Annotated in this window: 19 protein-coding genes; 5 read left to right on the top strand and 14 right to left on the bottom strand. The window is 49.1% G+C overall.

Going from position 1 to position 26,413, the window contains the following annotated elements:
• Positions 1 to 33: 33 nt before the first annotated feature.
• The gene (locus ACXAD4_RS22625) at positions 34 to 519 is read right to left on the bottom strand and encodes a hypothetical protein (RefSeq protein WP_475244268.1); all 486 of its coding nucleotides are present in this window, start codon (positions 517 to 519) and stop codon (positions 34 to 36) included.
• A 477-nt stretch (positions 520 to 996) separates the two neighbouring features.
• Here ACXAD4_RS22625 and ACXAD4_RS22620 point away from each other — a divergent pair, with 477 nt between their 5' ends.
• The gene (locus ACXAD4_RS22620; protein WP_475244267.1) at positions 997 to 2,517 is read left to right on the top strand and encodes a cytochrome-c peroxidase; all 1,521 of its coding nucleotides are present in this window, start codon (positions 997 to 999) and stop codon (positions 2,515 to 2,517) included.
• Positions 2,518 to 2,619: 102 nt separating this feature from the next.
• On the opposite strand, the gene def is transcribed toward ACXAD4_RS22620, so the two are convergent.
• The 5 genes from def to ACXAD4_RS22595 form a co-directional block, all read right to left on the bottom strand.
• Positions 2,620 to 3,165 (bottom strand): peptide deformylase, encoded by a 546-nt coding sequence (def, locus tag ACXAD4_RS22615; RefSeq protein ID WP_475244265.1) that lies wholly within the window; start codon positions 3,163 to 3,165, stop codon positions 2,620 to 2,622.
• A gap of 207 nt (positions 3,166 to 3,372) precedes the next feature.
• Positions 3,373 to 4,002 carry a fructose PTS transporter subunit IIA gene (locus ACXAD4_RS22610; protein ID WP_475244264.1) on the bottom strand — a complete coding sequence of 210 codons (630 nt, stop codon included), beginning with the start codon at positions 4,000 to 4,002 and terminating at the stop codon, positions 3,373 to 3,375.
• An 11-nt stretch (positions 4,003 to 4,013) separates the two neighbouring features.
• Positions 4,014 to 5,729 carry an alpha-amylase family glycosyl hydrolase gene (locus ACXAD4_RS22605; RefSeq protein WP_475244262.1) on the bottom strand — a complete coding sequence of 572 codons (1,716 nt, stop codon included), beginning with the start codon at positions 5,727 to 5,729 and terminating at the stop codon, positions 4,014 to 4,016.
• The gene (locus ACXAD4_RS22600; protein WP_475244261.1) at positions 5,729 to 8,413 is read right to left on the bottom strand and encodes a glycoside hydrolase family 38 N-terminal domain-containing protein; all 2,685 of its coding nucleotides are present in this window, start codon (positions 8,411 to 8,413) and stop codon (positions 5,729 to 5,731) included. The genes ACXAD4_RS22605 and ACXAD4_RS22600 overlap by 1 nt, the downstream gene beginning before the upstream one ends.
• 105 nt (positions 8,414 to 8,518) lie before the next feature.
• Positions 8,519 to 9,928, bottom strand: a complete 1,410-nt coding sequence (locus tag ACXAD4_RS22595; protein WP_475244260.1) for a PTS fructose transporter subunit IIC — start codon at positions 9,926 to 9,928, stop codon at positions 8,519 to 8,521.
• Positions 9,929 to 10,106: 178 nt separating this feature from the next.
• Here ACXAD4_RS22595 and ACXAD4_RS22590 point away from each other — a divergent pair, with 178 nt between their 5' ends.
• Positions 10,107 to 10,751 carry a MurR/RpiR family transcriptional regulator gene (locus ACXAD4_RS22590; RefSeq protein ID WP_107298839.1) on the top strand — a complete coding sequence of 215 codons (645 nt, stop codon included), beginning with the start codon at positions 10,107 to 10,109 and terminating at the stop codon, positions 10,749 to 10,751.
• 55 nt (positions 10,752 to 10,806) lie between these two features.
• Here ACXAD4_RS22590 and ACXAD4_RS22585 read toward each other — a convergent pair whose 3' ends face one another.
• Genes ACXAD4_RS22585 through ACXAD4_RS22575 form a run of 3 tightly spaced genes read right to left on the bottom strand, consistent with a single transcriptional unit; the run spans position 10,807 to position 13,486 of the window.
• The gene (locus ACXAD4_RS22585; RefSeq protein ID WP_475244258.1) at positions 10,807 to 10,932 is read right to left on the bottom strand and encodes a hypothetical protein; all 126 of its coding nucleotides are present in this window, start codon (positions 10,930 to 10,932) and stop codon (positions 10,807 to 10,809) included.
• On the bottom strand, positions 10,925 to 12,496 hold the full coding sequence (locus tag ACXAD4_RS22580; protein ID WP_475244256.1) for a DHA2 family efflux MFS transporter permease subunit: 1,572 nt from the start codon (positions 12,494 to 12,496) through the stop codon (positions 10,925 to 10,927). Before ACXAD4_RS22580 ends, ACXAD4_RS22585 begins: the two co-directional genes overlap by 8 nt.
• Positions 12,497 to 12,499: 3 nt before the next feature.
• Positions 12,500 to 13,486 carry an HlyD family secretion protein gene (locus ACXAD4_RS22575; protein WP_475245616.1) on the bottom strand — a complete coding sequence of 329 codons (987 nt, stop codon included), beginning with the start codon at positions 13,484 to 13,486 and terminating at the stop codon, positions 12,500 to 12,502.
• 251 nt (positions 13,487 to 13,737) lie between these two features.
• Between ACXAD4_RS22575 and ACXAD4_RS22570 the strand changes: the two genes are divergently transcribed.
• Entirely contained in the window at positions 13,738 to 14,673 is a 936-nt protein-coding gene (locus ACXAD4_RS22570) for a LysR family transcriptional regulator (RefSeq protein WP_475244254.1), read from the top strand.
• 7 nt (positions 14,674 to 14,680) lie between these two features.
• Here ACXAD4_RS22570 and ACXAD4_RS22565 read toward each other — a convergent pair whose 3' ends face one another.
• Both ACXAD4_RS22565 and ACXAD4_RS22560 read right to left on the bottom strand, forming a co-directional pair.
• The gene (locus tag ACXAD4_RS22565; RefSeq protein WP_475244253.1) at positions 14,681 to 15,136 is read right to left on the bottom strand and encodes a glycine zipper family protein; all 456 of its coding nucleotides are present in this window, start codon (positions 15,134 to 15,136) and stop codon (positions 14,681 to 14,683) included.
• Positions 15,137 to 15,294: 158 nt separating this feature from the next.
• Positions 15,295 to 16,281: a DUF3187 family protein gene (locus tag ACXAD4_RS22560; protein WP_475244252.1), complete on the bottom strand. Its 987-nt coding sequence runs from the start codon at positions 16,279 to 16,281 to the stop codon at positions 15,295 to 15,297.
• Positions 16,282 to 16,928: 647 nt separating this feature from the next.
• Here ACXAD4_RS22560 and ACXAD4_RS22555 point away from each other — a divergent pair.
• Positions 16,929 to 18,857 carry a sulfatase-like hydrolase/transferase gene (locus ACXAD4_RS22555; RefSeq protein ID WP_475244250.1) on the top strand — a complete coding sequence of 643 codons (1,929 nt, stop codon included), beginning with the start codon at positions 16,929 to 16,931 and terminating at the stop codon, positions 18,855 to 18,857.
• A 131-nt stretch (positions 18,858 to 18,988) separates the two neighbouring features.
• Positions 18,989 to 22,558 (top strand): hypothetical protein, encoded by a 3,570-nt coding sequence (locus tag ACXAD4_RS22550; protein WP_475244249.1) that lies wholly within the window; start codon positions 18,989 to 18,991, stop codon positions 22,556 to 22,558.
• 108 nt (positions 22,559 to 22,666) lie between these two features.
• Here ACXAD4_RS22550 and ACXAD4_RS22545 read toward each other — a convergent pair whose 3' ends face one another.
• The 3 genes from ACXAD4_RS22545 to ACXAD4_RS22535 form a co-directional block, all read right to left on the bottom strand.
• On the bottom strand, positions 22,667 to 23,830 hold the full coding sequence (locus tag ACXAD4_RS22545) for a glutathionylspermidine synthase family protein (protein ID WP_475244248.1): 1,164 nt from the start codon (positions 23,828 to 23,830) through the stop codon (positions 22,667 to 22,669).
• A gap of 328 nt (positions 23,831 to 24,158) precedes the next feature.
• A complete protein-coding gene (locus ACXAD4_RS22540; protein ID WP_475244247.1) occupies positions 24,159 to 24,332 on the bottom strand; it encodes a hypothetical protein in 174 nt (57 codons plus the stop codon).
• Positions 24,333 to 24,343: 11 nt separating this feature from the next.
• Entirely contained in the window at positions 24,344 to 26,386 is a 2,043-nt protein-coding gene (locus tag ACXAD4_RS22535; protein WP_475244246.1) for a DUF885 domain-containing protein, read from the bottom strand.
• Positions 26,387 to 26,413 lie beyond the last annotated feature (27 nt).

Here is a 26,413-nt window from a genome sequence, read left to right as displayed (position 1 = left end):
GCTTGCTTCCATATTTGTGTGATGAATCGGTTTTTATTCATTTCTTTTGTGAATGTTTGAGAGTTTTCGCGCAAGTGCTGCGACAGCTTGATATATCTCATCTGCACAACCTGCATGGTTTCGTAAATCGACTTCTCTTTCTTCGAATTGGTTATTCTCCCTGCAATGTAAATAGATTTCATTCAGAATACCGATATCATATTTATTCACAATATGGACACGCTCTCGAATAAGGCGGGGGAACTGATTAATAGTGATATCAATAAACTTATCATCGACTTCAAGCCACACATGGCTGAGAATTTCGGGGTAATCGGTTAGGTTATTCCGGCACCATATCACCTTGGGGTTGTAGCCTTGCTCTCTTAAATACATTGCCAGCATGTTGTTGGCTAAATCACACGAACCATATGGGAAGGCATTGAGCTCTTGCCAGCGTGGAAGGTGGCAATAACGATAAGACTGCGTCTCGATAATGGTTACTAGTGCATTGCGGAACGTATGGATATGGTATTGCATGGTATACCTCCTTGTTTTGTTTATACATCCCTAATCGTTGCTAGTACCTTTAGTATAGCCATGAAAATAGGCTTCATTTCTGCTTGAACGAAATAATAAACATTATCCATATCACTGTTATAATACATGTTAACTATAAAGTATTAGTGGTAATTATTATCATGCACTCTGGTATAGGTTTACTTATATTTCATCAATTCTAATAAAAGATAACTTTCCCATGAGAAAATGATACATCTCATCGAAGTTATTGCTAGCCATCAATTTTATTCACTTAATTTATTGTTCTTGAGAAATAAAAATAGCTAAACTTTGCTTACAATTTCTGTGGGTGAACTAAGTATGTTTGTTTAAGGAGATATGTAAGCTTATTGGGATCCAAACTTTAAGCGATACGTTTTGAATTAAATGAAAACTGACTTTTTATGAAAGTCAGTTGCTTTTAATTATAAAAATATAAGTAGTTGGAGCTTATTGATGAGTAATAAATTGGCTAGGTTAACCATCAAAAAAAAGGGAATAGATAAAAAATCTATCCCGCTTCTCTTAGGCATCATGAGTGCCGGTGTTTTATCAAATAGTGTACAAGCAAATGATCTAACGTACCTTGAAGAGCTGGGTAAACGGCTTTTCTTTGAAGATATTTCACTTAATCAAAATATGTCCTGTGCAACGTGTCATGCTGGCTCGGCAGGGGGAACGAATGGCGATTCTGTGACTAATGACACTGACGTGGCTGTGACGGGCTCAGATGGTGTGGGCGTAGGTAATTTGAAGCCACCAACTAACCAGTACGCACAGTTTCTTAAAGACAATTTTGAAGTGACTGGATTGGTGAATTTTGACGTTGCTTGTCCTCCTCCTCCAGGCGCTCCCTTCCCTGCGCCTTGTGGAGGGGCATTTTGGAATGGGCGAGCTGAGGGCGACTTAATTGAAGAGTTTCATAATATAGATCCGTTTTCTGGTGTCGGCAGCGAATATGAAGGTATGTACCGTAAATACATCGGTCCATTATCTGATCAAGCCCATGCTAGTCCATTCATTAACCCAGTAGAGCAAGCGCTAGAGACCAAGCAGGACGTTTGTAAGCAGGTAAGAGATGATACGATATGGGGCGATCAGCTATATGAATATGCCTGGGGCACAGAGCTCAAATGTGGCAAGAGACAGATAGATAGGACTTTCGCCCGCTTCGCGATTGCCCTTTCTGCATGGCAGATGTCAAAAGACAATAACCCCTTTGATTCCAAGCGCGATATTGCCTTGAGAAATGATGCCGATGGTAAGTTCCCCTTGGATGATTTTACGGCCCAGGAAAACCATGGCCATGACTTATTCTACGGGTTAGCTGGTCCGGGTGTAGATCGCCCTGGGTTTGGTGGGGCTCGCTGCTCCTTCTGTCACCGTAGTGATTTCACCAATCTTGGAGAAGGAGAGTTAGAGCGTTATACCAACGATCGATACTTCAATATAGGTGTACCTAGGAACCACAATATTCCTGGAGATCCTTCGCCAGATATTGGTTTAGAAGCGGTAACGGGTAACCCGGGTCATCGCGGTGAACACAAAGTACCGACATTACGTAATGTCGACAAACGTCCTCATTCTGGGTTTGTCAAAGCTTATACCCATAATGGCTATTTCAAGAGCTTAGAGCAGCTCGTTCATTTCTATAATACGGCAACCATTAAAGCACAATGTCCTCCGCATATTACCGAGGTGGAAGATGCAATCGCCAATAACTGTTGGCCTGAGCCTGAAATCTCCGATAATTTTGCAGGTTTTGGTGTGGGTAATCTGGGTTTGACATCAGCAGAAGAAGCGGCTGTTGTGGCTTATCTGAAGACTTTCAGTGATGAAAGTTCGGTGCAGGCTCCTAGTCGATACCGTTTGCATATTATCAATGAAAGCCGCTTGCAGCATGAGGATGACGGCAGTTCATCAGGCCCATTTGGTGGCCTTGAAGACAGAGCAAACAGTGCCTTTGGAAGCTTTTAATTAAGCGGATAAAGTAAAATCAGAAAACCCGAGTCATCCATCGATAATGGCTCGGGTCTTTTTTTGAAAAGGAATTGGTTCTCTAAGAATATTCGTTTTTGGTTATGCGGTTTGGGCGGTGAGTTTTAAATACTCAGCCTCAGTGTAGTAATCGGTCTTTTCGGCCCTATCGAGGAACACCAAGCCGTTGAGATGATCTAGCTCGTGCTGGAAGATGCGGGCTATAAAACCTTCCATCTGGGTTTTGACTTCTTTGCCTTCAAGCGTGTCGTATCGCACCTCGATGTGAGAGTGGCGGTTGACCAACGCGCGGATCCCCGGAATGCTCAGGCAGCCTTCCCAGTCTTTTTCCATGCTCTCGCTAGCCCAAGTAATTTCCGGGTTGAGCATCAAGGTCGGCTCCATCATCGGTGCGTCGGGATAGCGAGGGTTGGGACGGGATGCCACGATGAACGCACGGATAGACTCGCTGACCTGCGGCGCGGCGATACCTACGCCATTACTCTCCAACATCTTTAGTTGAAGGGCATTGAAGAAAGGAGCGAACTCCTGATATTGGGCGGCCGACAGTGGTGTGGCGTGCTCGCGCAACACTGGGTTACCAAGTTGGGCGATGGTGAGCGTTTCCATGGTGCTAGTCCTTTTCACGGTTTCTCCGTAAAGCATAAGTGAAACACCATAAAAGGAAAACCATACTTTTTACATAGAGGAGCTGCAATGAATGAACAAGTAGTAGCAGAGTAAAATGTCAAAATTTACCCGCCACGGATGGCGGGTTAAAGCTACATGGATGTACTTGCGCGTTTTTGAAATTTTCACTCTGCTATTTTGGTATGAGATGTAGAATCACATCGCCTACATCATCGCAAACAGCAGGAATACGATAGCGCAGCCAACTAGCAAGACTAACGGGTAGGCTTTACTGTTGTGTGGCTCTTCCTGCGGCTGCTCCTGCATCGCTGCTGCAGCTATCGGCTCGGCATCTGCGGTAGTGTTGGATGCATCTTCAGCGTCTGTTTGCACTTCTTCTTCATCCGCTCCAAATAGCGCCATCACCTCAGCTTGGGTGCGTGCTGCCAATAGCTGATCTCGAAAATCGTCATCAACCAGTGACGAGGTCAGGGTGGTCAGCACTTCCATATGGGTAGAGCCAGCTTCTGCAGGCGGAATAGCTAGCAGGAAAATCATATTGACCGGCTCGTCGCCATCGAGGCCCTGCCATTGCAGTTCGTCTTTGACAAAGGCACAGGCAAAGACCGGCTCGGTAACCGTTTCAGATTTACCATGCGGCACCGCGAGGTATTCACCAAGGGCGGTCGGACCTTCCTCTTCGCGTTTTAGCACCGCATCAAGGAACATCTGGCGGTCAGTCAGCTTGCCGGCCTGATCGATTTTATCGGTCAGGGTTTCGATAGCGGTAATTCTGTCATCGAATACGGCATCGAGCATGATCAAATCAGGTGAGGTTAATTGGGCCAATTTCATGGTCTTGCTCCTTATTGTTCATGCTGCTGATTGGTGTTGGGTACTAACCAGATAAATTGGTACGGTGCCAGTGTTGGCTGAGCAGTGAAGGCTTCGCCGCTGATCAAATCGGTCCCGCCCTGCGCCAAGTTCACTTGCTGGGGGTGGCTGGTCAGGTTGAGAACATAAGTAACGCGCTCTTCGCCTTCACCACGGATCAACCCGAACACGCCTTTGCCCAGGTTTAACACGGTTTGCTTCGATAGCGGTGAAAACGCGGCATTCTGCTGACGCAGGTTCAGCAATGTAATCATTTTACTGTATACCTGTTGGCGCAATGAGCCTTGGTTATTCAGCTCGCCTTCCAGTTCATCGAGGTTGAACTTCTCGCGATTGATGCGGCGGTTGATGCCTGATTCTTCCATCCCGGCGATATCATTCTCGCTACCCAGGAAGCTGTGGTAGTAGATAGCCGGAACGCCGATAAATGACAGTAACAGTGACTGCGCGGCAAGGAACTTGCGTGCTTTGTCATGATCGGTGTCGCTTGGCTCGGTGATCGCACTGAGGTAGTTGATATTGAGCTCGTACGGCGACTGGGTGCCATCGCCATTGTGCTTGTAGTTGACTCGGCCGCCCTTGCGCTCGACTTCGCTGCACATGAACTGGCGGTCGGCATCGGTCAGGATCCCTTCGGTCGGGCGTACTCCGATCCCATCATGGCTGGCAAGGAAGTTGAAGTAGGTGGTCTGGCGGCCAGCACTGAGGTTCTCCATTGCTTCGCGGGTCAGCCCTTCAGCCCACTGGGTCAATACCGAGCTGTCCTCGGACAAGAAGGCGTGTAGGGTCAGGGGCGGCAGCGGGAACTGATAGACCATATGGGCTTCATCTCCGTCGCCAAAGTAGGCCACGTTCTCCGGATGAGGCACATTGGTTTCGGTGATCAGCAAGGTACCACTGGCTGCAATATCCAGTACCAAGCGCCATAGCTTAATAATGTCATGAGCCTGCGGCAGGTGGATACAACTGGTTCCCAGTACTTTCCAGATAAAGCCAATCGCATCGAGGCGGATAGAGCGGCCGCCGTTGGCCGCATACATCAGCAGGATATCGATGCTCTCAAGCAAGATTTGCGGGTTGGCGAAGTTGATATCGATCTGGTCATCCGAGAAGGTGGTCCAGACATGGGTGGTCTCACCGTTGGCCTTGGTAAACGGTGTCAGTAGCGGCAAAGCACGCGGGCGAGTGACACTGCTGTAATCCAGACTTGGGTCTGATTCGACGAAGTAGTCCTGATAGCGCTCATCGCCAGCCAAGTAGCCCTGGAACCAGTCACTGCTCTTGGAAATATGGTTGATCACACAGTCGTACATCAGGTTGAAATTCTGAGCCAGGGCATTGAGCTCACCCCAATCGCCAAGGTTCGGATCGACCTTGCGGTAGTCAACCACACTAAAACCGTCGTCCGAGGTATACGGGAACATCGGCAGGATATGAATATTGCTGATCGCACCCTTGAGGTACTTATCGGCAAAGGCTTTCATGGTCGCCAATGTTGGCTTGCCTTGCTCGCTGATGCTGTCGCCATAAGTGATCAGGTAGCTGGTGGTCTGGTCGACCCATGCCGGGTAGGCCGATGCTTTACCCTGCCATTTGTCGATTAGCGCAAGAATATCTTCAGTGATCTGCGGCGCTTGCTCTTGGCCGTAAATATCGGCCACTTTCTGGGTAATGGTTTGGGCAAACATTAGCAATGTTCCTTGTCAGAGGTTGAAGCGACCGTGCAGATCAGGCGCAGGTCGATAGTATTGTTCGGGGCAACCACAGGCTCGGCATCCGCAATCAGTTGTTCGCGGTAGTTGACGATAGCGACATCGGCAAAGCTGTCGAACTGCGACATGTCCAAGGCAATAGCTTGCTCTGTTGGGTTGAACAGGCGTAGGACTAGCGCTTTGTCATCGTAGAAAGAGTGCGACACGCTCGACAGTTCAAGTTCCTCTTTAACACTGAGCAAGCTGAACTTTTTGGCCATTGGCTTGGCGTCAAAACGGACTTGGAAGCGCTCGAGACGGTTCTCAAAGCTGTTTAGGCGTTGGCTCTGGTAGCTAAACGGCTGGTTCAAGTATTCGGTCTCCAGCTCGCGGATCACTTGCTGTGAGGCACATTTTGTCATGGCGATAGCGAAACTGAAGCGCATGGATTGCTGCAACTGAGCATCTGGCGTGTATACCACGGTGTTGTTGATCCCCGATGCACGCCCCGGACGCCAAAGCAGATCATCTTTGCCAAGGTAGCCAACTGCCTTGAACAAGGTCAGGGCAATCTGGTCGTGCTGGCTGGTGTGAGCCGCTTTGAGGATTTGGTATTCCTTGATCCCGCGACCGTTGATGATAAGGGCCTTGCTAGGCTCAGCTGCATCGCTGGCGATGGCAACAGCACCTTCGGTTGTCTCGATATCTACTGGGCACTCGCGATAGCGCTCGCGCCAGTTTTCCTCTGCGCCGAACAGTACGGGTGCGATTGGGCGCTCAATCGTAGCAAACGGCAGGGTACTGATAGAGCTAGCTGCATTGATATCACTATTGATTAAGACACGAACCCGGTGGTCCTTGACGTGGTTGACGGTATCAATGTCGACCTGCAGGTTACGCTCGCCATGGTGCAGGGTGAACGTTAGCTTAAATACGATTTCGCTGTTGGCATCCCCCTGGCGGCGGTCTTCCAAATCTTGCGGTACCAAGATCCGGCTTTGCAGGGTCATTTGCTGCATTAGCTCGCCACGCTGGCTATCAAGCAGTGACAGTGGCTGGGAGTACAGCGGGGTATCGCCTTCCAGTGGTGAAAAATCATAGGAATCACCATCATCCGCTTGGTTTTCAAACTGAATGAGGTTGGTGATGGTACGGCCACTGTGCTTGTCGGTTAGCACCAGTTCGCCGTTCTCCAAAGTCAGGTGTATGCGGTCGTTTTCGATCTGGGCTGAAGTACCGGTTTGTGCCTTGGCCATTGTGCTGGTCTCGCAGACCTGAAGGGTCTGGTAACCAAGCGCCGGAATAGCATTGAGTTTGGCCTTTAGCTCGAAACGGTAATACGGCGGGACAGGGACTTCTTTCTCGCCGTCCTTGGTAACTTCGATAACCTTGCCGCCATCGAGCGTGTCGCGCTTGACCAGTTCAGTGGTGATCACTTGGCCGTTGTGCTCCAGCGTAATATCGGCAAAGGTACTGAACACTACGATATCGGTAATACCTGAATACGGTTTGATTCGGTTGTTGAACACCATTATCTCGCCGTCGTCGCACACCTGGCTGGCGATGTCCTTGACGATCAGGTTGTACAGGCCGTGGCAGATCTCCTCAGCTTGCTTGAGGCGGTGCATGATATCGGCGTTCGTGGCATCGCTGTTGCAGCCGCCCATGCTATCGTGGGCATGGCATTCGATGATTTTTTTCCAAGCGATATCAATGAGCTCGGTGTGGACGGTAATACCGTTTGCTTTGGCAATCGCGGTGACCAACTCGAGTTTTTTCAGCAGGAACTGCTCGATTTCGAAGTTGAGTTTCTTGATGTCGTAGCGCACCGAACCAATCGTTTTGTGGATACGGGTATAGCGCGGGATCTTGAACTCGCCCCTGTAAGTGTCGAAATTGCTGCTGTTGTGGCGCAGGTAATCGACATAGTCTTCCATCGACGAAATCACATAGGTGTCATCGGCAGAGCTGCGCTCGGTGGTCTTGGCTAGGGTGTCCGGCAAGTTAGGATCGATATTAACCTGATCGCCACCGGATGGGATCAGCACTTCGTCGAGGCCGGCAAGGGCTTTGATTTTCTCGACCATCGGGAAGATTTTGTTGTCGAGGTGGGCAGGCTCGGCCACGATATTCTTCGCTGCGCCGTAGCCGTGTACCAGGTTGTAGGCAATGATGTTGTCGCCACCCGGCGACTGCCAGAAGAAGTTGGATCGCTCGACCTGTTGGTCGTAGTCGATGCCACGCCAGAAGATGATATTGTCGATACCGCAGCCTTTGAATAGGGTGGGCATCTGGGCATTGTGGCCGAAGGTGTCCGGCAAGTAGCCGACCGTCATGCTGTGGCCTAGCTGCTCGGCGACATGCATGCCGTATTTGAGGTTACGGATGATAGATTCGCCAGCAACGTTGAAGGTATCGGTTTGGGTGTACCAAGGGCCGATAAACAGACGCTTGTCGCTGACCAGTTTCGCCATGCGCTCACGCATGTGCGGCATCACTTTAAGGTAGTCTTCAACAATGGCTGATTGTCCATCAAGGTGGTAGCAGCTGTAGCTCGGCTGGCTTTCCAGTGTTTCGATCACCTTGGTGAAGTTATAGGTTGCAAGAACATCGCTGTCTTGCTGGGTGAAGTACCACTCACGGTCCCAGTGGGTGTGGGGAATAACATGCACTTTAGCCATGCTGACTTCTCTTCTTTGGTTTAATTCGGTATGAAAGGGGCAGTGTTTACCACCCCTATCTTTGTTGTTCGGGGTTGAATCCGTTTGGGTTAACTAGCCCTGTGGCTAGTGGCTACCTTTAGGTTGCGGCTTGGTACAAAGCAGCAGGGCGATAGCGATAAAGCTGGAGCCAACAATGACCGAGATGGTGTAGCTCACAGGATCTGAGGATAGGAACCAGCCCCATACCGCAGGCAGAGGAAGGCTCTGCCAGACATTGAGCACAACGGCCAGCTGGGTGCCGATGATTGAACCGAGGATCATAATCGGGATCATTTTCGGGTTTTTCAGAATGAATGGGATAGCCCCTTCCGAGATACCAATAAGGCCGAGCATCAGCGAGGTTTTACCGACCGTTTGCTCTTCACGGCTGAATACGCGGGGGCGGAACTTGCCGTCTAGCAGGGCAGCGATACCGACGCCGATAGGCGGAATCACGATACCGAGCTCGCGGGCTACTAAGTCGAAGTTTTCGCCCATGCCGTTAAGGCCAAGGGCAACCGAGCCAGCCGCTTTGTTGATTGGGCCACCAAGGTCGAAGGCGGTACCGGCAGCAATGACCATCGAGTAAATACCACGACCTGCGTCACCAGCTTCGGTGAACAGCTTGACCATCGCCATGTTGACGGCACCAAAGAACGGGTTGATCGCGTATTCCATGGTTAGCACCATGACAACACCACTGACCAGCGGTACCAGCAACATGGTTTTTAAGGTGGTGAGCTCAGACTTCACCTTGATGGTGTCGTTGAGGTAGCGAACCAGGTAACCAATCAGGAAACCGATAGCGATAGCACCGAAGAAGCCTGATGGTGCCCATACCTCGATGCCGAAGAAGCGTTTGTAGACCTCGTCGCTCATTACCCCGCCGATAAAGGCCGGGACTAATGCGGGCTTACCGGCAATGGAATAGGCAAGGTAGGCGGCGAAGATTGGGTACATGAATTTGATGGTCATGAAACCAAGGCGGTCGAGGGTTTCGATCGGGGTACCGGAGATATCAACGAACTCACCGGTGATCTTGGCGACCGCCATCAGCAGGCCACCAAGCACAACCACTGGTAGCATGTAGCTGATACCCGTCATTATGTGACCAATGAAGACTTGGTAGGCAGAGCGTTTTTCCTGAACCGGTAGAACAGCCCCAGAAGTGGACTTGTCTTTCTCCCGTTTCATGGCTTCTGGCAGCAGGACATCGACATGCTTGATCAACTCTTGAGTGCGTACCTGTAGCGGGTTGGCATTGTCAAAGCGATCCATGTCCATGATAGGTACGTCGACAGCCAGGACAACGGCATCTGCGCTGGCAATGTCGTGGGCGGTCAGTTTGTTTTTGACTCCGTCACTGCCCTGCGTTTCTACTTTGACTTCATAGCCTTGCTTCTCAGCCCAGCTCTGAATTTTCTTTGCCGCCATAAACGTATGGGCGATACCTGTAGGGCAAGCCGTTACTGCGACCAGTTTTTTCTTCGCCATGGTTTCATATCCATTGTTCTAAACTGCAGACAGTATAAAAAGCGGCGATCGGCAAGCGTTATGGTTTCTTGGTACAAGGTGCGTATGACGATACTTTTGAGACATCACTCACGGATTTTCATCCGCTGTTCGCGATTAAATACGCCCATCCAATGACGACGTGACGACAATAATTACAATGAATACCTTCCGTGGGACCGAACGCATTATCTATGAGTTTATTATTAGCCACGCCAAGCAATTGGGCGAGATCTCGGCCAAGGAGATCGCGGCCAAGGCGCTGACCACCACGACCTCGGTCAACCGGGTGTGCAAGAAGATGGGGTATGCCAGCTATACTGAGCTCCGCTACAAGCTAGCGGCAGACTTGGCCCGCCAGCGTTCGTCAGCGGAAGACGAAGGGCAAGATCAAGCAGTGATAGCCAAGTTGGCATCTGGCCTAAAGGCTACCAATGTGGTGTACCTCTATTCCCGCGGCGCGTCGATTGTCAGCGTGAATTACCTGTCCCGTTTTTTGTCTCTCGCTAATATTCCCCACTTGGTGATCACCGATATTCACCAGCTCACCATGGCTAACGCGGGTATTTTGGTACTGATCAGCAAATCGGGTGAAACCAACGCGGTGGTGGACATGGCCCACAATGCCAAACGCAAAGGGATGAAGGTATTCTCGATTAGCCTACGAGGCTCGACTTTGAGCCAAATTAGCCATCTCAATGTGAACCTGGAAGAGCAGATTGATGGGATATCGCTGTACAGCCGGGAGAGCCAGCTGCACATACTCGAGGTGGTCGATAAGTTGGGTGAGCAGCTGCTGACGTAGATAGGCGTAAAACTGTTAGTCCACCTGTTGTTTTGTCAACCAACCGGAAATAATTTCAAAAACGTGCGAGTACGTCCATGTAACTCCAACCCGCCGTCCATAGCGGGTAGGTTTTGAAATCATTCCCGATAGGTTGCCTGACCATCCGATCGCTTTCAAAGCTTGGGTTCTTCTTAATCATCCATACACATGATTAGCACAGCGGCGAAAGCCAGGAAGGCGGTCATCATCAGGAACACATCGTTGTAAGCCATGATGGCGGCATCACGCTGCATGGTTGACAGCAGAGTCGCTTGGGCCTGCTGCATCGCGGTACCAGCATCACTACCTGCCTTGATAAAGAAATCACTCTGCTGCAACAACTGCTGCCAGCCATTGGTGCTGACACTCGGCAGTGATTCCTTGATGTGTCCAAGGTGCTCCCGGGTTTTGTTATCCAGCAGAGTGGCGATAATCGCGATGCTGAATGCCCCGCCGAGGTTGCGCATGACATTGGTCAGGGTCGATGCATCTGGTGTGTCGGCTTTGCTGATGTGCTTCATCGCCACCAGGGACAACGGCACCATGATAAACGGACTGCCGATAGCACGCAGCACCATGGAGAGGATCAGCTGCTGGCCGCCGAAATCCACCGTCATGTGGGTGTTGACGTAGCAGCTCAGGCCAAACATGGTAAAGCCGAATGTTACCAAGTACTTGGGTTTGATGAACTGGACCAGCTTTGGCACGATGGGAAACAGCAGCAGCTGGGGGAAGCCCATCCACATCAGTACCTCACCGATCTCCATCGCGTTGTAGCGCTGGATCTGGGTCAGGTACAGCGGCAGGACATAGATAGAGCCCAGCAGCGCCATGCCGAGGATAAGGTAGGCCAAGCATGACATCGCAAACTGTTTTTCTCGCAGCAGCCGCAGGTTTACCAACGGCTTTTTGTGTTGCAGCTCGTTGATGACAAAGTACACCAAGCTCACGCCCGAGATAATCGCCAGCGTGACAATGAAGCTCGAGCTGAACCACTCTTCGCGGTTGCCTTCTTCCAATACCACTTCCAAACAGCCAAGCCCTAGCGCCATGGTGACGATCCCGAACCAGTCAGCTTTGAGCAAGGAGCTGAGGTTGAGTGGTTCGTCATCCAAGCCGTAGCGGATCATGGATATCACCAATATCGCCGGCGGGATGTTGATATAGAAGATGTAATGCCATGACAGGTTTTCGGTCAGCCAGCCGCCGAATGTCGGCCCGATGGACGGGGCAAATGTGGCTGTGACACCAAACAACGCCATTCCCACCGCACGCTTCTGGATTGGCAGAAGCTGTATCACCAACGAGAACGCCAGTGGGATCAAGGCACCGCCGCTGAAACCCTGCATAGCACGAAAGACGATCATCGAGCTCATGTTCCATGACAGCGAACACAAGAAGGAGGACAGGGTGAAAATCGCCGTGGTCCAGGTTAGGTAACGTCGTTTACCTAGTGCTTTTGATAGCCAGCCGCTAAGTGGGATGGCTATCATCTCTGCCACCAAGTAAGAGGTGGAAATCCAAGAACTCTCATCCAGCGTGGCAGATAGCGCCCCCTGGATATCTTTGAGTGACGAGTTGGTGATCTGGATATCCAGGATCGCCATGAATGCGCCAATTAGGCCGCCAAACAAGGCGATCCAGTGGCGGCGAGGGACATGCAGCGCCTCGCTTTCAACAGCATGAGCCTGTTGCTGTTGAGCTGTTGTGATATCGGCACCCATGAGTTAGCCCCGCGTATCAACCGTTGCCACTACCGATAAGCCAGGGATCAAGCGGCCTTTTAACCCTTGTGGGTCGGGAATGGTAATTTTCACCGGTACGCGCTGGACAATCTTGGTGAAGTTGCCGGTGGCATTTTCCGGTGGCAATAGGGCGAATTTCGCGCCGGTAGCTGGCGAGAAGCTGTCGACGACGCCTTGCAGTGGTTGGCCCGGGAAGGCATCCAACTCAACGGTGACGTTTTGGCCTTTGTGGATCCCGCTTAGCTGGGTTTCCTTGAAGTTGGCTTCGATCCATACATTGGAGGTGGGCACCAAACTCATCAGCGGCATACCCGGTTGAACATAAAGACCAACGCGTAGGCTACGTTTACCGACGATGCCATCAACAGGCGCATAGATATTGGTGTAAGCAAGGTTGAGCTCAGCCTGTTCCAGTTGTGCCTGCGCTTCGGTTACTGAAGCTTCGGCCTGCTTGATTTGGCTGGCGATAACCACGAGCTGATCTTTGGCGCCTTGGTAGCTGGCATTGGCTTCTTCGAGCTGGGCAGCAGTCACCTTCTGGTGTGAGGTCATGCTGTCGAGCTCGTCCTGTGATGAGTAATTGCGTTTGAGTAGGCTGCGTGTACGCGCAACTTGCTGCTTGGCGCGCTCGAACTCGGCTTTCGCTGACGCAATTTGGCTTTCTACCTGACGGATCTGGGTCTTTTGCAGCTGCTCTTGAGCATGGAGGTTGTCGATAGCCGCCTGGCTAACAGCTAAATTCGCCTTGGCTTGATCCAATGCCGCTTCGAAGTCACGGTCATCGATTTTGGCCAAAAGATCGCCCGCTTTGACCTGCTGGTTATCGGAGACGAAAGACTTGGTGATATAGCCCCCGACTTTAGGGCTGATGTTGGTGATATCGCCTTGTAGGTAGGCGTTGTCGGTCGACTCGAAGTATTGGCCGTAGCCATACCAATAGCCTGCACCTAATGCACCTAGCGAAAGCATGATCAAGGTAGCGATCAATGGCGCTTTTTTCTTATTGCGCTTGGGAAGTGCCGCAGGTGCGATTTGTGATTGATTAGCTTTGGTCGCTGCAGGCGCTTGGGGATGATCGGCCATTTTACCCTCTGTGTCTTATAAGAATTGGCTTTCGGAAAGTGTTTCAAATTGTAAATGATCCCGATTGGTTGATAAGATAAGAAAAAAGGGAAACACTGTTGCACAAATCTTACTAATGGTTGAAAGGCTGGGCTGTGATGGACTTGAATTCGGTAGCGATTTTTTCTCAAGTTGTTGATTGTGGTAGTTTTACTCAGGCCGCTGACGTTCTGGATATGACCAAGTCGACAGTCAGCCGAAAAGTCGCCGAGCTGGAAGAGCATCTGGGTGTGCGTTTGATCACGCGTTCGACCCGAAGTTTGATCCTGACACCAGAAGGGGAAGCCTTTTACCAGTCGTGTGTACAAATGCTGGAAATCATAGGGCAGGCTGAGCTTGAGGTCAGTGCCAACCAGGATCTGGTTCGCGGCCGGCTCTATGTGGTGATGCCAGTGGAACTGGGGCACCAGGTGATGGGCGGTTTTCTCAATGCCTTCTTAAAACAATATCCGCATGTGTCGCTGCATGTTGAAATGACCAACCGGGAAGTGGATATTATCGGCGAGGGGATCGATCTCTATGCTCAAGTGGGCGAGTTGGATGATTCCAGCCTTGTGTCGAGAAAACTCACTGAATCTCGACGGGTTTTGGCGGCCAGCCCAGAATATCTCGAGAAATACGGTATGATCGCAGGCCCGGAAGATCTCAAGCCGCCGCATCATCAAATCAAGATCCATAACAAGGCGGTGAAATTACCAAACTGGCACCTGATGCACGAAGGGGGAGAGGTCAGCATAGACTTGCCCTATCGCCTGAAGGTCAACACCATTACTGCTTCCCTCTCTGCATGCTTGGATGGGCTAGGCATTGCTGTACTGCCCGAGTTTATCTGCCGTGAACATTTTGCGTCGGGAAAACTGGTTCAGTTGTTACCGCAGTGGGATATGCCGTTGGTGCCGGTCAGCTTGGTTTATCCCCAGCGAAAGTTGATGCCCAAGCGGCTGCGGGTGCTGGTGGACTTTTTGGTCGAGCAGTTTGAACTGCGGGTGAAAGCACAATCTACAAGTACAGCCACAAGCAAAGCTACCCAGTAGCACGGAGTTAGTTTGAAGCCAGCTGCTGTTGCTCGCTCGCTTCTGCCTCAGCCTCTAGCTCGACTCTAGCTAAGTCATCGACTTCAGCATCGAGGATCTGGTAGCCTTTGAGCTCCATACAGCGGCGCAAAACCAAAGATTGGGTTTGGGTCGCTTTGACCGAACCAATCGCAGCACCGGTTCCTGCCCCAAGCGCTAAACCCCACACCATGCTTTCGCCCATTCCGACATCATCGGTCAGCAAACCACCAAGTGCACCTGCGGCGGTACCGATCATCGCCATGTTGGTGGCACTGGTACGGACAGCTTCACTTTTATCTACTTCCTGGGTTTTCTCGCGGCACTCAGCCAAGTCTTGTTCATACTCGAGCTGGGTTTTGTCATGGGAGCCGACAACTGGCGCAGCATTGTATGAGCATGCAGAAAGTAAAGCGGTACACATTAGTAGGGCTAGATTTTTCACAGGTCTGTTTTCGCTGGCCGAAGAGAGATGGCCGCTATGGTAGGGTGAAACGCTATGTTCTTCAATACAGTGTTTTTTATTTTTTGTATCCTAATGCTAACAGAGCAATATTTAGGCACTTGGCCGGAAATATTTACAATGTAAATTGAGGCTATCCGCTACATCCTGTGGCGGTAACCGACCGTAAAGGCGATGTCGGTACTGTTGTCCATATTAAAGACATTTTCGATCATCGACAGTTCTATCGCACCGCTCTTGGTGTGGTAGCGATATCCCAGCAAGAATTCGGTAGACGGCTCACTCAAGTCCGATGTTGCGTCACTGGCTCCTTCATACACATGTACCTCGGTGAGAAAGCGGTGCTTGGGGCTGATCTGGTATTGGTAACTGACGCCAGTGGCAAAAGCGAATTTGTTATATTTTATCTGGGCCAGTACTTCGTCGTTATGACGATAGGAAACACCGAGCAAAGTATACACACTGTGCTTGCCGGTTCTATAGCTGTAATTCAGCTGCAAGGCTTGCTCAAAGTTACTGGTTTTGAACGGCCCGCTCCCGACATAGTTAAAATACAGCGTCCCCCCCAAAGATAGACCATGGTGTTTGTTCTCTAATATCTGGTAACTGGAATAGAGAGAGAATGCATTGCTGATGGTCTCCCCCTCGAAGTCGTGGATTTCCACACCGTACTGCGGTACCGAGATATCAAAGGAGTGGTCATCCACTTCATCACGGCCATTTTGGCCGATGCCGAACCAATCGTGGAAGGCCTTGGTTAAGGTATCTAACCGATTATTGGCGGCAAAGCGCCATGTGTAGTCGAGCTCCAACGCCCATTGATTGTTTAGCTGCCAATATCCGCCGATGGAGAGATCATTTTGGTAATAGTCGGCACTGTAGTCATCGGTATGGGCCCAGACACTCGCAATCGTGCCTGTGGCATAGAGTTCGACAGTTTCTGGTGCATGGCTAAAACCACTTCTTACCAAAGGTGTTAAGGCATTGGATTGAAGAGGCGACTGGGCATAGGTTTTCAGCGGGCCGTAATCGGCAAAGCGCTGCTCATTGTTAGCGTGGGCATTGCCGACATAGCAAGAGTGTGACAGAGCAATAAGCGCTAAGTATTGCTTATAGTTTTTATCCATAAGGGAGCCGATGCAGATGTAATCTTGTCCTTTGCCCCGTTGTTATACCCAATTTTGCTTTCGCTGAGCTGAATATGTAACAAAGTAATGCAAAGATTTTCAAGATGTTAGATCTTCAGTATAGCTCCCCGAAAGGGGTACGATGGATCATTTGTAATACGTTTAGCTGTCAAAACCATCAGTACGGTGAATGTTAATAAGTTAGACCTTGATGTTCATCTAATTCCATTTGACTTTTGAACGATCAGTTTTTTGATTTGTATGCATATTATTGCGATTTAACCGATTACATATCCAATGAAGCAAAATCACAAAACTCATAGATAAAAACGTTTCAATTGTTTTTTGAGATCGATAGCAAAAAATGTAGGGTTTTATTCTAATAAACTGAAGTGTTCTTCAATCTTCCCGTTAAGTATACCTATACTGTTTTTTTGGGATGATACTCGCAATATTGTGCTTTACTGTATTTAAATTAAGCATTTATCTTGGGTGAATTATTGTCGTAATGAATAATTGCTGTGTGCATTTCTATCTATTGACTAATTAGAAAGTAGCGCAGAAACGTTTTTACAACAGCTCGTTAACCTTGCTTGCTGGCAAGTTGACCGTTCTGGGAAGAAACAACACAACAAAAAGAGGGATTTATGACAATACCCAATTTCAAAAAATGCATGCTTGCAACCTCGCTGTTAGCCACCTTCGGTATGATGCAACCGGCGGTAGCTAAAACCACCAATGTTGCTCCACCAAACGTAATCGTTATTGTTGCCGATGATTTGGGACATGCGGATGCAGGGTTTTACGGGGATGGGTGGAACAGTGCGGATACCATCAGTAACCAGACAATGGCGAATGTCACTAAAATCGCCAAAAGCGGTGCCGTCTTCAACCATGGTTATGTCACGGCGCCGGTTTGCGGCCCGTCTCGGGCAGGTATGCTGACAGGCCGATACCAACAGCGGTTTGGGTTCTACAGCAACCCTTCGCCAGATGATGTAGAAGACACAGCACAGGAAACCCAGTTACTTGATAAGAGTGTCGAGCCGGGAGTTCCTGTCGAAGAACAAAAAATGGGACATTATTTCCAGCAGGCGGGCTACACAACGGCTTTTATCGGGAAAGATCACGACGGTGAAGCTTATAAGTTCTGGCCCCACAATCGCGGCTTTGACTATTTCTTCGGCTTCAACAATGGTGCGGCTGCCTATTCGATAGGTGACAGAAACAAAGAAAACGCCTTTACCACCCCTCACTCCACCATGTGGGAGACATTTCCAGAGAGCTATGAATTTGCAGTGCCCATGTCCGATGCCGAGGCACGGCAAATAGTTGAAGACCATAATAAGTTGCTACATAGCCTGGGTGATGGACTAACGGAAAACCAACGGGTTAAAGCGTTTCATGCTGAGAAAACTCAACAAGCTAAAGATGCTAATACAACTTATGACCCTGAAGTTTATAAAGAAAAATACTACTCAGCGTTAGAGAAAGTTGTTGGGTTACATATTGCACCGGACTTCTTGCTCAATGATGAAGATGAGCATGGTGAACCAGTACAAAATAAAGATGGATACCTAACCAATAAATTTGGTGAGCGGGCGGTTAATTATATCGACCAGCATGCAGGTGGTTCGGAGCCGTTTATGCTGTACCTTGCCTTTAATGCGGTACATACCCCGTTGAGTGCGTTAGACAATGATATAGATGCTATCAACAGTGCAACTGAATTTGTTGAAGATAAAGAGAATGGAGACCTGGCTCGTAAAACAGCGCTTGCAATGGCGAAGAGTTTGGATGAGAACGTAGGGTTAATTCGAAAAAAACTTCAAGAGAAACGAATTCTACAAAATACCATGATTGTCTTTATCGCGGATAATGGCGGTAAACCTAAGAGTAACTATTCATCAAACCTGCCGTTGGATGGACATAAAGGCGAGCTTCATGAAGGCGGTATCCGTGTGCCATTTATGATTTCCTGGCCAAGCGTCATTAAACGCCAGCTTGTTGTCGATGAACCTGTTATTTCGCTAGATATTTTGCCTACCGCATTGAATGCGACGAATATGCCAGACAGCGAGCTAGCTGAAATAGAAGAAAAACTTGATGGTATTAACTTACTCCCTCGTTTAATTAAACCAGAGAAAAGCAGTGTTGAAACGGTCAGCCAGTTTAATAAACGCTATTTATATTGGGATAGGGTTAATAAGGCGGCTATTAGTGATGGCCAATTCAAGTTGCTGAAAATAAGAAAGAAACAGTTTTATCTATTCCGTATGAGAGATTGCGATGCCGGTGATGAAACCTGTAACTACACAGATCCAGCTAACTACAGAGAGTTTGTAGAGGAAGAGAAAACCCTGGATGATGGTACTACCAAAAAATACAATAATTATGACCAGTGGAATCTTTATAATAAAGATGGATATAAAGCAAAAGCTGATGAATTAGAAGCTGCCCTTGCCGATTTTCAGTGTAATAATTTAGTGCCTAAATGGGGAGTATCACCACCAGATGCGACCATTTATGGTAATGAAATAACAGACTGTAAAGGTAATCCCAGAACTTCTAACTAATTAACCAATTTACTATTAGTAAGCAAGTACCAGATATTTACTCTGGTGCTTGTTATGCGAAGAATAAATCCCATGGTTTAAAAATAAAATATTAAACGAGGACAACTTATTTTTTTAGTTGTAGAGGATATATGGAAATTAATAAAAGAATGAAACTGCTAAGCCAGATCATAATGCTGGTCGTCCTTGGAGGATGTCAGGACGACTCAATAAGTGGCAGTACCAATAACGAACAGCAAACCGCTCTACCTGTGGCGACTGCAAAATCGAATGCAGAACCTGTATTAGCGACCGACTTTGTTTCTAGCCCTTGGCTGTCTAGCCTGAGCCAAACTGATATGGTGGCTGCTGCCAAAGTGGCAGGTTATTATGCGGCGGCTGACAGTAGCGCGACAGAAATCAAAATACGAGACATTTCCTCCGAGAACCCGCTTCATACAATCAGTGCATTTGATTTTGTTGTGTTGGGGTTCTCCTCTGACGCCAAAATATGTGGCATGACATTTACCCCTTCGGGCCGGTTTTTGTATATGGCCCTTTGTAGTTCGGGTAGTGAAGAAGATGCGATCTTGGCTTTCAATACCAATACCGGTGATCTGTCTATTTTTGATCGGGTGCAATTACGCTCGGGTTCAAGTGACGAGCCACAGCATTTCGGGATGGCTTATTTTAAATCCAAACTCTACGTCGGTAGTGATATCGGCGTATATCGTTATGATGCCAGCAAAAATGCCGTATATCAGGGTGTGGATGGACCGGAATTAGGTCTAATTGCGACTCCAAACCCCGTTAAAGATATCGCATTGGATATGGTAGGTGAGAACTTATATCTATTGACCCAAAACGGGGTGTTTAAGCTTGCTGCAGATGGGCAGCAGATAACAAAAGTTTTCAACAAGAGAAACCTGTCGAGGATTGGCTATAGCCGCGTGTTCGGCCGTGCTAGCGCCTCAGGACTCTATATTACCCAAGATACCAGTGATCAATCTCAGGTATATTTCGTACCTAGGGATACAGTGGAAAATGGCGGCGACTTCAATACTGATTCGACAGTATTGTGGTCTTATGACGGTAAGTTGTTGGATCTGGTGCCGACACCCGATGGCAAATTATTGTTCTCCGCCGGTGGGGTGAACGATAGCTATGGTGGTACCTACACCCTGACTGATGGCCAGGATACGAAAACCTTTACGTACCAGGAATGGCTTCGAGATGAACTGGCCCAGTATGTCACGGCGCTAATGAGTTTGACGGCTAGCGAGAATATTGAAGGGGCTAATGGGACGACGGTAACGCCTGAAGGGTTCCTGCACCGGAAATTGGTCGATGCTGATGCTACCCCCAATGAGACGCCGATTGCTGATACGGTAGGATGGGCCACGTATATGTTGCTCGCAGCCAGTGAAGTCAATAAAGGCGAAGCATACAGCTGTGATACTAGCTCGGAGGAAGGGAATGAAGATCCTCAACCGCTTTGCCTACCAAACAATGACAAAATTCAACAGCTGCTGGAAGTATTGATCAAGCGTCATGCCGGATTGATGGACGATAATGAAGGTGGTGGCTTGAAAAGTGTTGACGGCCACTTTGTACGTAACTACAACACCGATGGAAGCCCGTTTGCCCATGATAATGGGCCGGGTCCCCAGCCGCAGGTTTATACCAGCATGAAGTTTCTGCCAGCGGTGATCAAAGCGGCCGAGTTGTTTCCGGACAATACTGAATTCGCTAAGGCGAAGAAATACCTCGAGCAGATTTTCGTCCGCTCTGCCGATACCATCCGTGCCCGCCAGGGTATAACCTGGGAGGTCGACGATTACGGCCCGGTCAGAAATGATAATGGTATGGCGAATGAAAGTTGGATGTACGGCGATTTGGGCGCGGCCCAGGATCCAATGGCTAGTTACAATTACGCTCAGTATGTCTACGAGAGAGATAATTTCAGTTATAACGATTGGCTTAAAGGCGAACCGGTGATCAAGCCTTCCCATGCTGCCTTCGTGGTCATGGGAGGAACTCTGGTGCTGGAGCACCACGCTAAAGATCCGAATTGGAAAGCGCAGAATGATAATTATTATGCGCTTACGCAGGCAGAAACGGATGATCTTGGCTCGCCTTATTTTGCCGCCTTCTCTGCAGGTAACAACCCGTTTGATAGGGATGGAAAGACTGGAAACTATTGGAATGATGGCCCTTCGGATCACCCCGGCGATATCATTCACTTCCCTGCGGTACTGGGTTTTGGTCAGCATAGCAAGCAAGGTGCCATGGTAGGGGGCTATTTTGCCTACCGGGATGGTAAACGACAGGCAATGAACAATGCTTCGGGTTCGACTCAAACCATTGATCTGCTAACCCGCAGGTCTGTAAAAGATCCTAATTACGAGATGCCAGCCATTGGTATTGCTGATTTCTGGTTCGGGGCGGTTGGCTTGGCTGAGACCCTCCAGCCGGGTACCGCTGATAAGCTGCGCAATACTTTCTTCATGCCGCACCATGAGATCACCGATGAAGATAATGGCTATCAAGTCGTGCATTTTTCGGCCTTGACCCCACGTCATGTTGTTGGGATCAGGGATGATGGTTCAGAGCAGTCCTTCGGCTTCCAGCGTTCACCGTTTACGGTGCCAAATCGTGACCACTTTAATGACTATAGAATTGAGGATCCGGAAGGTGACTGGATTGAGTTGGATGATGTTGTCGGTGAGCTTGAGGGGGGTACGGCAAGATTCTCTAACCCAGATTTTGAGAGTGGAATAGAAGGCTGGCAGTACCGGGGCTCGCGTAATTACAGAATCATGGATAATGGAGGGGTTTCCGGCAAGGGGGTGCGGGTTCGGTCTTCATCAACAGGGGAATCAACACTAACCCAAGCCGTATCTTTGCCAATATCACTTGTTGATAGCCAGTACAAGGTATTGGGTTTTATCAAACCAATGAAGGTTACTGAATCAGAGGCCTTTATCCGAGCCTATTGGACTGCTGAAAAAACGTCTCAATTACCTATCGGTGAGGTGACGACCAGTGCCGTTATTGGTGCCGGTGAGGATGGCCAGTTGGTATCGGTGTACACTAAGAAGCCCGAAGGGGGGGCATACCTTCAAATTGAATATGTGGTGAGTGGCAACCCTGAGACCATTGAGTCCTTCATGTTCGACAACACGTCGCTGCAGCTGAGCGGCACTTTGGAGGAGCTGGCTAATGGTGATTTTGAGAACGGAGAGAATGACTGGACGATGAACACCGGTATGGCTTCTGTTAAGCCAGTTGATGCCCTAGACAAAGATGGCCAAGCATATCAGAGTAATGCTTTGGTGTTCGAACTCCAAGGGTCAAATATAACGCAGTCAGTCGCTACAGATATTGATATCGTAGGGGATCCTGTTGGCACCCGTTACATCTTCAAGTTTGATGTCCTTGAAAATATGCTCAAAGACAAGGAAGAGCTCGGGAAAAAGCCAGCGACTGATTTTGATATCGATGTCGAAATTACATCTGTTGGTGGAAAGAAGGTGGTTAGGCCTTATGTGGCTACCATCGAAACTAACTCGAAGGATGAAATTGCTTTTGTGATGAGAAAACGTCCGGATGAGGAGTCTTTCAAGGTAATCTTCAATGCACGACAGAGAAGAACGAATATCGGGCTAGAAACGGTTGCGATTGATAACTTTAGGGTATACAAGCAGCGCCTGTTGCCTTAGTGAATCATACTGTCTGGCACAGGTTGCTAATTAACCTGTAACGCGCCGTTGCAGCCATAGCCAAGGAAGCTTTCTTCCTTGGCTATTTTTATTTTTGCACAACCGATCTTACAAAATAATATGGGGCAGATAGCGCGACATATCCTGGGTGATACGCGAGCGGTCTTCGCGGATGGATATCCCGCCGGCCTGATCGTCGACCAGCCAGCTGCCGATCAAGGTGTAGGCGTTGTTGAACTTAGGCAGAGGATGGTACGCCTGGTAGATCACCCCTTCATCGCCATAAGGCCCATCGACGCGCAGGGTCTGTTTGCCGTTTTCGACGATAGTGATATTGGCCCCCTCGCGGGCAAATATCGGTTTGATGACATAGTCCTTGAGCTCGCCAAGTCCTGGATCATCGGCAAAAAAAGCCGGTAGCAGATTTGGGTGGCCCTTGAATTTGTGCCATAGCATGGGAAGCAGTGCCTTGTTGCTCAATACTGACTTCCACATTGGCTCCAGCCAGTTGATGGCATTAGCAGGCAGGTATTTGGCGTACTCTTCCCTCAGCATGAACTCCCACGGATAGAGCTTGAACATCCAGCGGATAGGCTTATCACTCATATCGGTAAATTCTTTCTTGCCGTTGATACCGATATCTTCAACAAACACAAATGATGTCGACAAACCCGCTTCCTTAGCGCAGTCTTCCATGTATTGCACTGTTCCCCTGTCTTCGACGGTATCTTTGCAGCAGGAGAAGTGAAGGGTCTGGCCCGGTTGCTGGCGTGAAAGCGTTTTGAAGCGTTCAATCAGCAGTTCCTGTAAGAGGTTGAATTGATCAGCATCACGGCGGATCGCGCCGCTATTGACCATATCTTCCAGCCATAACCATTGCCAAAAGCCGGTCTCATACAGCGAGGTTGGGGTATCTGCATTGTTCTCGTACAGTTTGGCAAAACCGGTGCCGTCGTAGGCAAAATCGAGCCTGGAATAGAGTGAGGGCTCTTTGCTCCGCCATGAGTCTAGGATGGGTTGCCACATAGCCTCTGGGATCTGGAACCGCTGCAACCAATACTCATCAGCAACAACCTCATCGACCACCTCGAGGCACATTTGATGGATTTCCTCGGTGGGATCTTCCAAATCCCGTTCAATCTGCTGCAGGGTGAACTGGTAATAGCCGGTTTCGTCCCAATAGGGCTCGCCGTACATGGTGTGAAAACCGAAGCCATATTCTTTGGCAAGCTCTCGCCAGTGGGGACGTTCTTTGCTGTTGATCCTTAACATGTGCTTTCCTGAACCGTTCGAAGAGGCATTGCTGCCCAGTATGGCATGGGATGAAGCGAAATTAAGACAGCAATGACGAAAATTTAGAGGTGGGGCTACATCGGCTCGTTAGGGTAATAAATCAGCTGGTGAATGAGTTGAAATATAAACAAACTGATGCTTTATGGTATTTATTTACCACCGTTTGCATCTTGTTACACACTCCCCTCGCTGTACGTAATTTACGCACGCTAGATTGATGTATGTCACATTTTTGTGTGTCCTGCGGGGTATAGTAGCCCCCGTTAAATTCAGGTTGCATGCTTCGTACCTGTAAGGTTTAACATCACTACAAATAATCGTTCGGGTAAGTTACTGGTAAATAGTTATTGTTCACCGTTCCTTGAGTAAGCCACTTGGCCAGCCAACCTTTTGCTTTAACTTGGTACTTACCCATTTTTTTCCTTTTCTCTTTTGCCTCCTCTGTTGATTTGCTGCCCGCCAGCAAGCGGACAGGCAACATTCCCTTATGATTTATTGCTGAGTTTTGATCCAGTTTTCAATACTGGTTTCGACTACTTCCATTGGTTGATCGCCGTATTTAAGTAGCTGATCATGGAAGGCCGCCCATTCGAATTGCCCGCCCAGTTCGCTTTGTGCTTTTTCGAGCATCTCTTTGATCACCAAGAAACCGGATTTGTACGATACAGCTTGCCCGACATAGGCCGCGTAGCGGTAGCTTTCTGATTCGATATCACCATCCCCAAGAGCGGAGTTGAGTTGCATGTATTCTTGAGCTTCTTCTATGCTCCAGCCTTTGGCATGGATACCGGTATCGACCGCAAGACGCATGTTGCGAAGCTGGGCTTCGTTGAGGCTACCGAAATACTGCAGGGCATTACACTCCTCAGCATCTTTATAAATACCGCCCTGGAAAGTGGTGTAATCCAGGTCAGGCTTGCACATGCCGGTGGCATTAACGAACGTTGGCTTACCGTCGTCGTTGAGTTCACCGTAGATTCCCATTTCAAGCCCAAGCCACTCGGTGTAGAGCGCCCAGCCTTCGGCATAGGCGGTGTACCAGACTTTCTGGATATAGTCAGGCTTATCCGCTGGTGGGTATTCTATCGAGTAGGCATTCTGGAAATGGTGGCCGGGTGCGGCTTCATGTAGCAGCAAGGTGGAAACATTCCATTTCTGCAGACTGTATTTGGGGTGGGTATTGAGGTTGAATTCGTTGTTACCGTATGAAGCGACACCGTCATAAAGCTCACGCGCAGCGGGAACTGGAACGATGGTGTAGTCGGTTTTGATAGGCTTGAAGTACTTGGCAACGACGTCATTGGCATCACGTTTGAATATGTTGTAGTCGACCAGGGCGGCTTCGCAGGCATTTTGCGAGGATGCTGCCTTACACAGTTCGGCGTAGTCGGTACCGGAGACATTCTCGCCATCGCGGCCATAGAAGAACTGTTCGCTGTTGAGGAAGTCGAAGAATTCGTTGAGGTTTATCTTGCCGCTATCATCAGCTAACACAAAGGTTTTATCGACGATGTCCCCATTGCTATTACGCCACTTGGCATCGACTGTTTTCCCTCGTTTGTTGACCATAAACTCAGCGACACGGAGCATTTCAGCTTTGGCATCGGCCACCAGGTCTTCGCCAAGCTGGCTTAGCTCCATCGCAGGCTTGCCGGTAGTACTGTTGCGATCCAACTGCCACTGGTACCAAGCCTGACCGTTAGGCAAGTCACCCCAGCCAATGTTGGTATCTTTCTCTGACCCTGCACCTCCATTTCCATCGCTTCTAGCTGCAGCCATATAATCGCCATTAAGGAAATCAACCAAACTCTCAACGGCTTCTTGTGCATCTCCAACCGCTTTTGCATATTCATCGATAAAGGCTGCTTCATACTGGTTGGAGTGTTTATTTATGTCATTCAATCCCTGTTTTAGCAGTCCGTATGGTTCCCCGTCGATTTCCATGGCTTTCTCTGTGCTATCGACGAGCCTGTCGATCAGGACTTTTGGCAGCTGGGCTTTATCAATTAAACCCATGGCATATTGTGAATGTAGGTTATTAGTCCAGGCGGTGAACTCTCGGATCACCTGAATATGTTTCTTGTAGTCATCAGGGGTGTCTTGTTTCGCCCCTGCTGCCGTCGCATTCCAATCGATATAGTTGTAGAAGTGGGTGATCGGGATATCAAAGTTACCGAATCGAGGGTTGGGCAGTGATGCGCCACGGATAGCGATGTTGCGGTCAAACTGGAAGGTGTCGTAGTAGATTTTATCTTCGTCAGATAGCGCACTGCGGTCGATATTCTCCAGCTTGTCCAAGTACATACGGTCGACAGCTTGACGTGAACTGGCCATCTGGTCGGTGACCTGACCGAACTCGGTGCTGTCCAGGGTGCTGATGGCATCTTGGTAGCCGTCAAAGACAGAACGCATTTGCCGTGCGGGATCTTCTGTCTGTTTTGGTTGCTCAATATAGGTGGTTTCGTCGTTACAGCCAGCGAGTGCTGTTAGAGTCATTATGGCAAGGGCAATAGGGCGCAATTTGTTAGTGTTCATTGTGTTCCCTCATAGAATTTGATCGTA

The organism is Photobacterium sp. AWH4_225, assembly GCF_056158405.1.
This window is presented reverse-complemented; position numbering and strand designations above follow the sequence as displayed.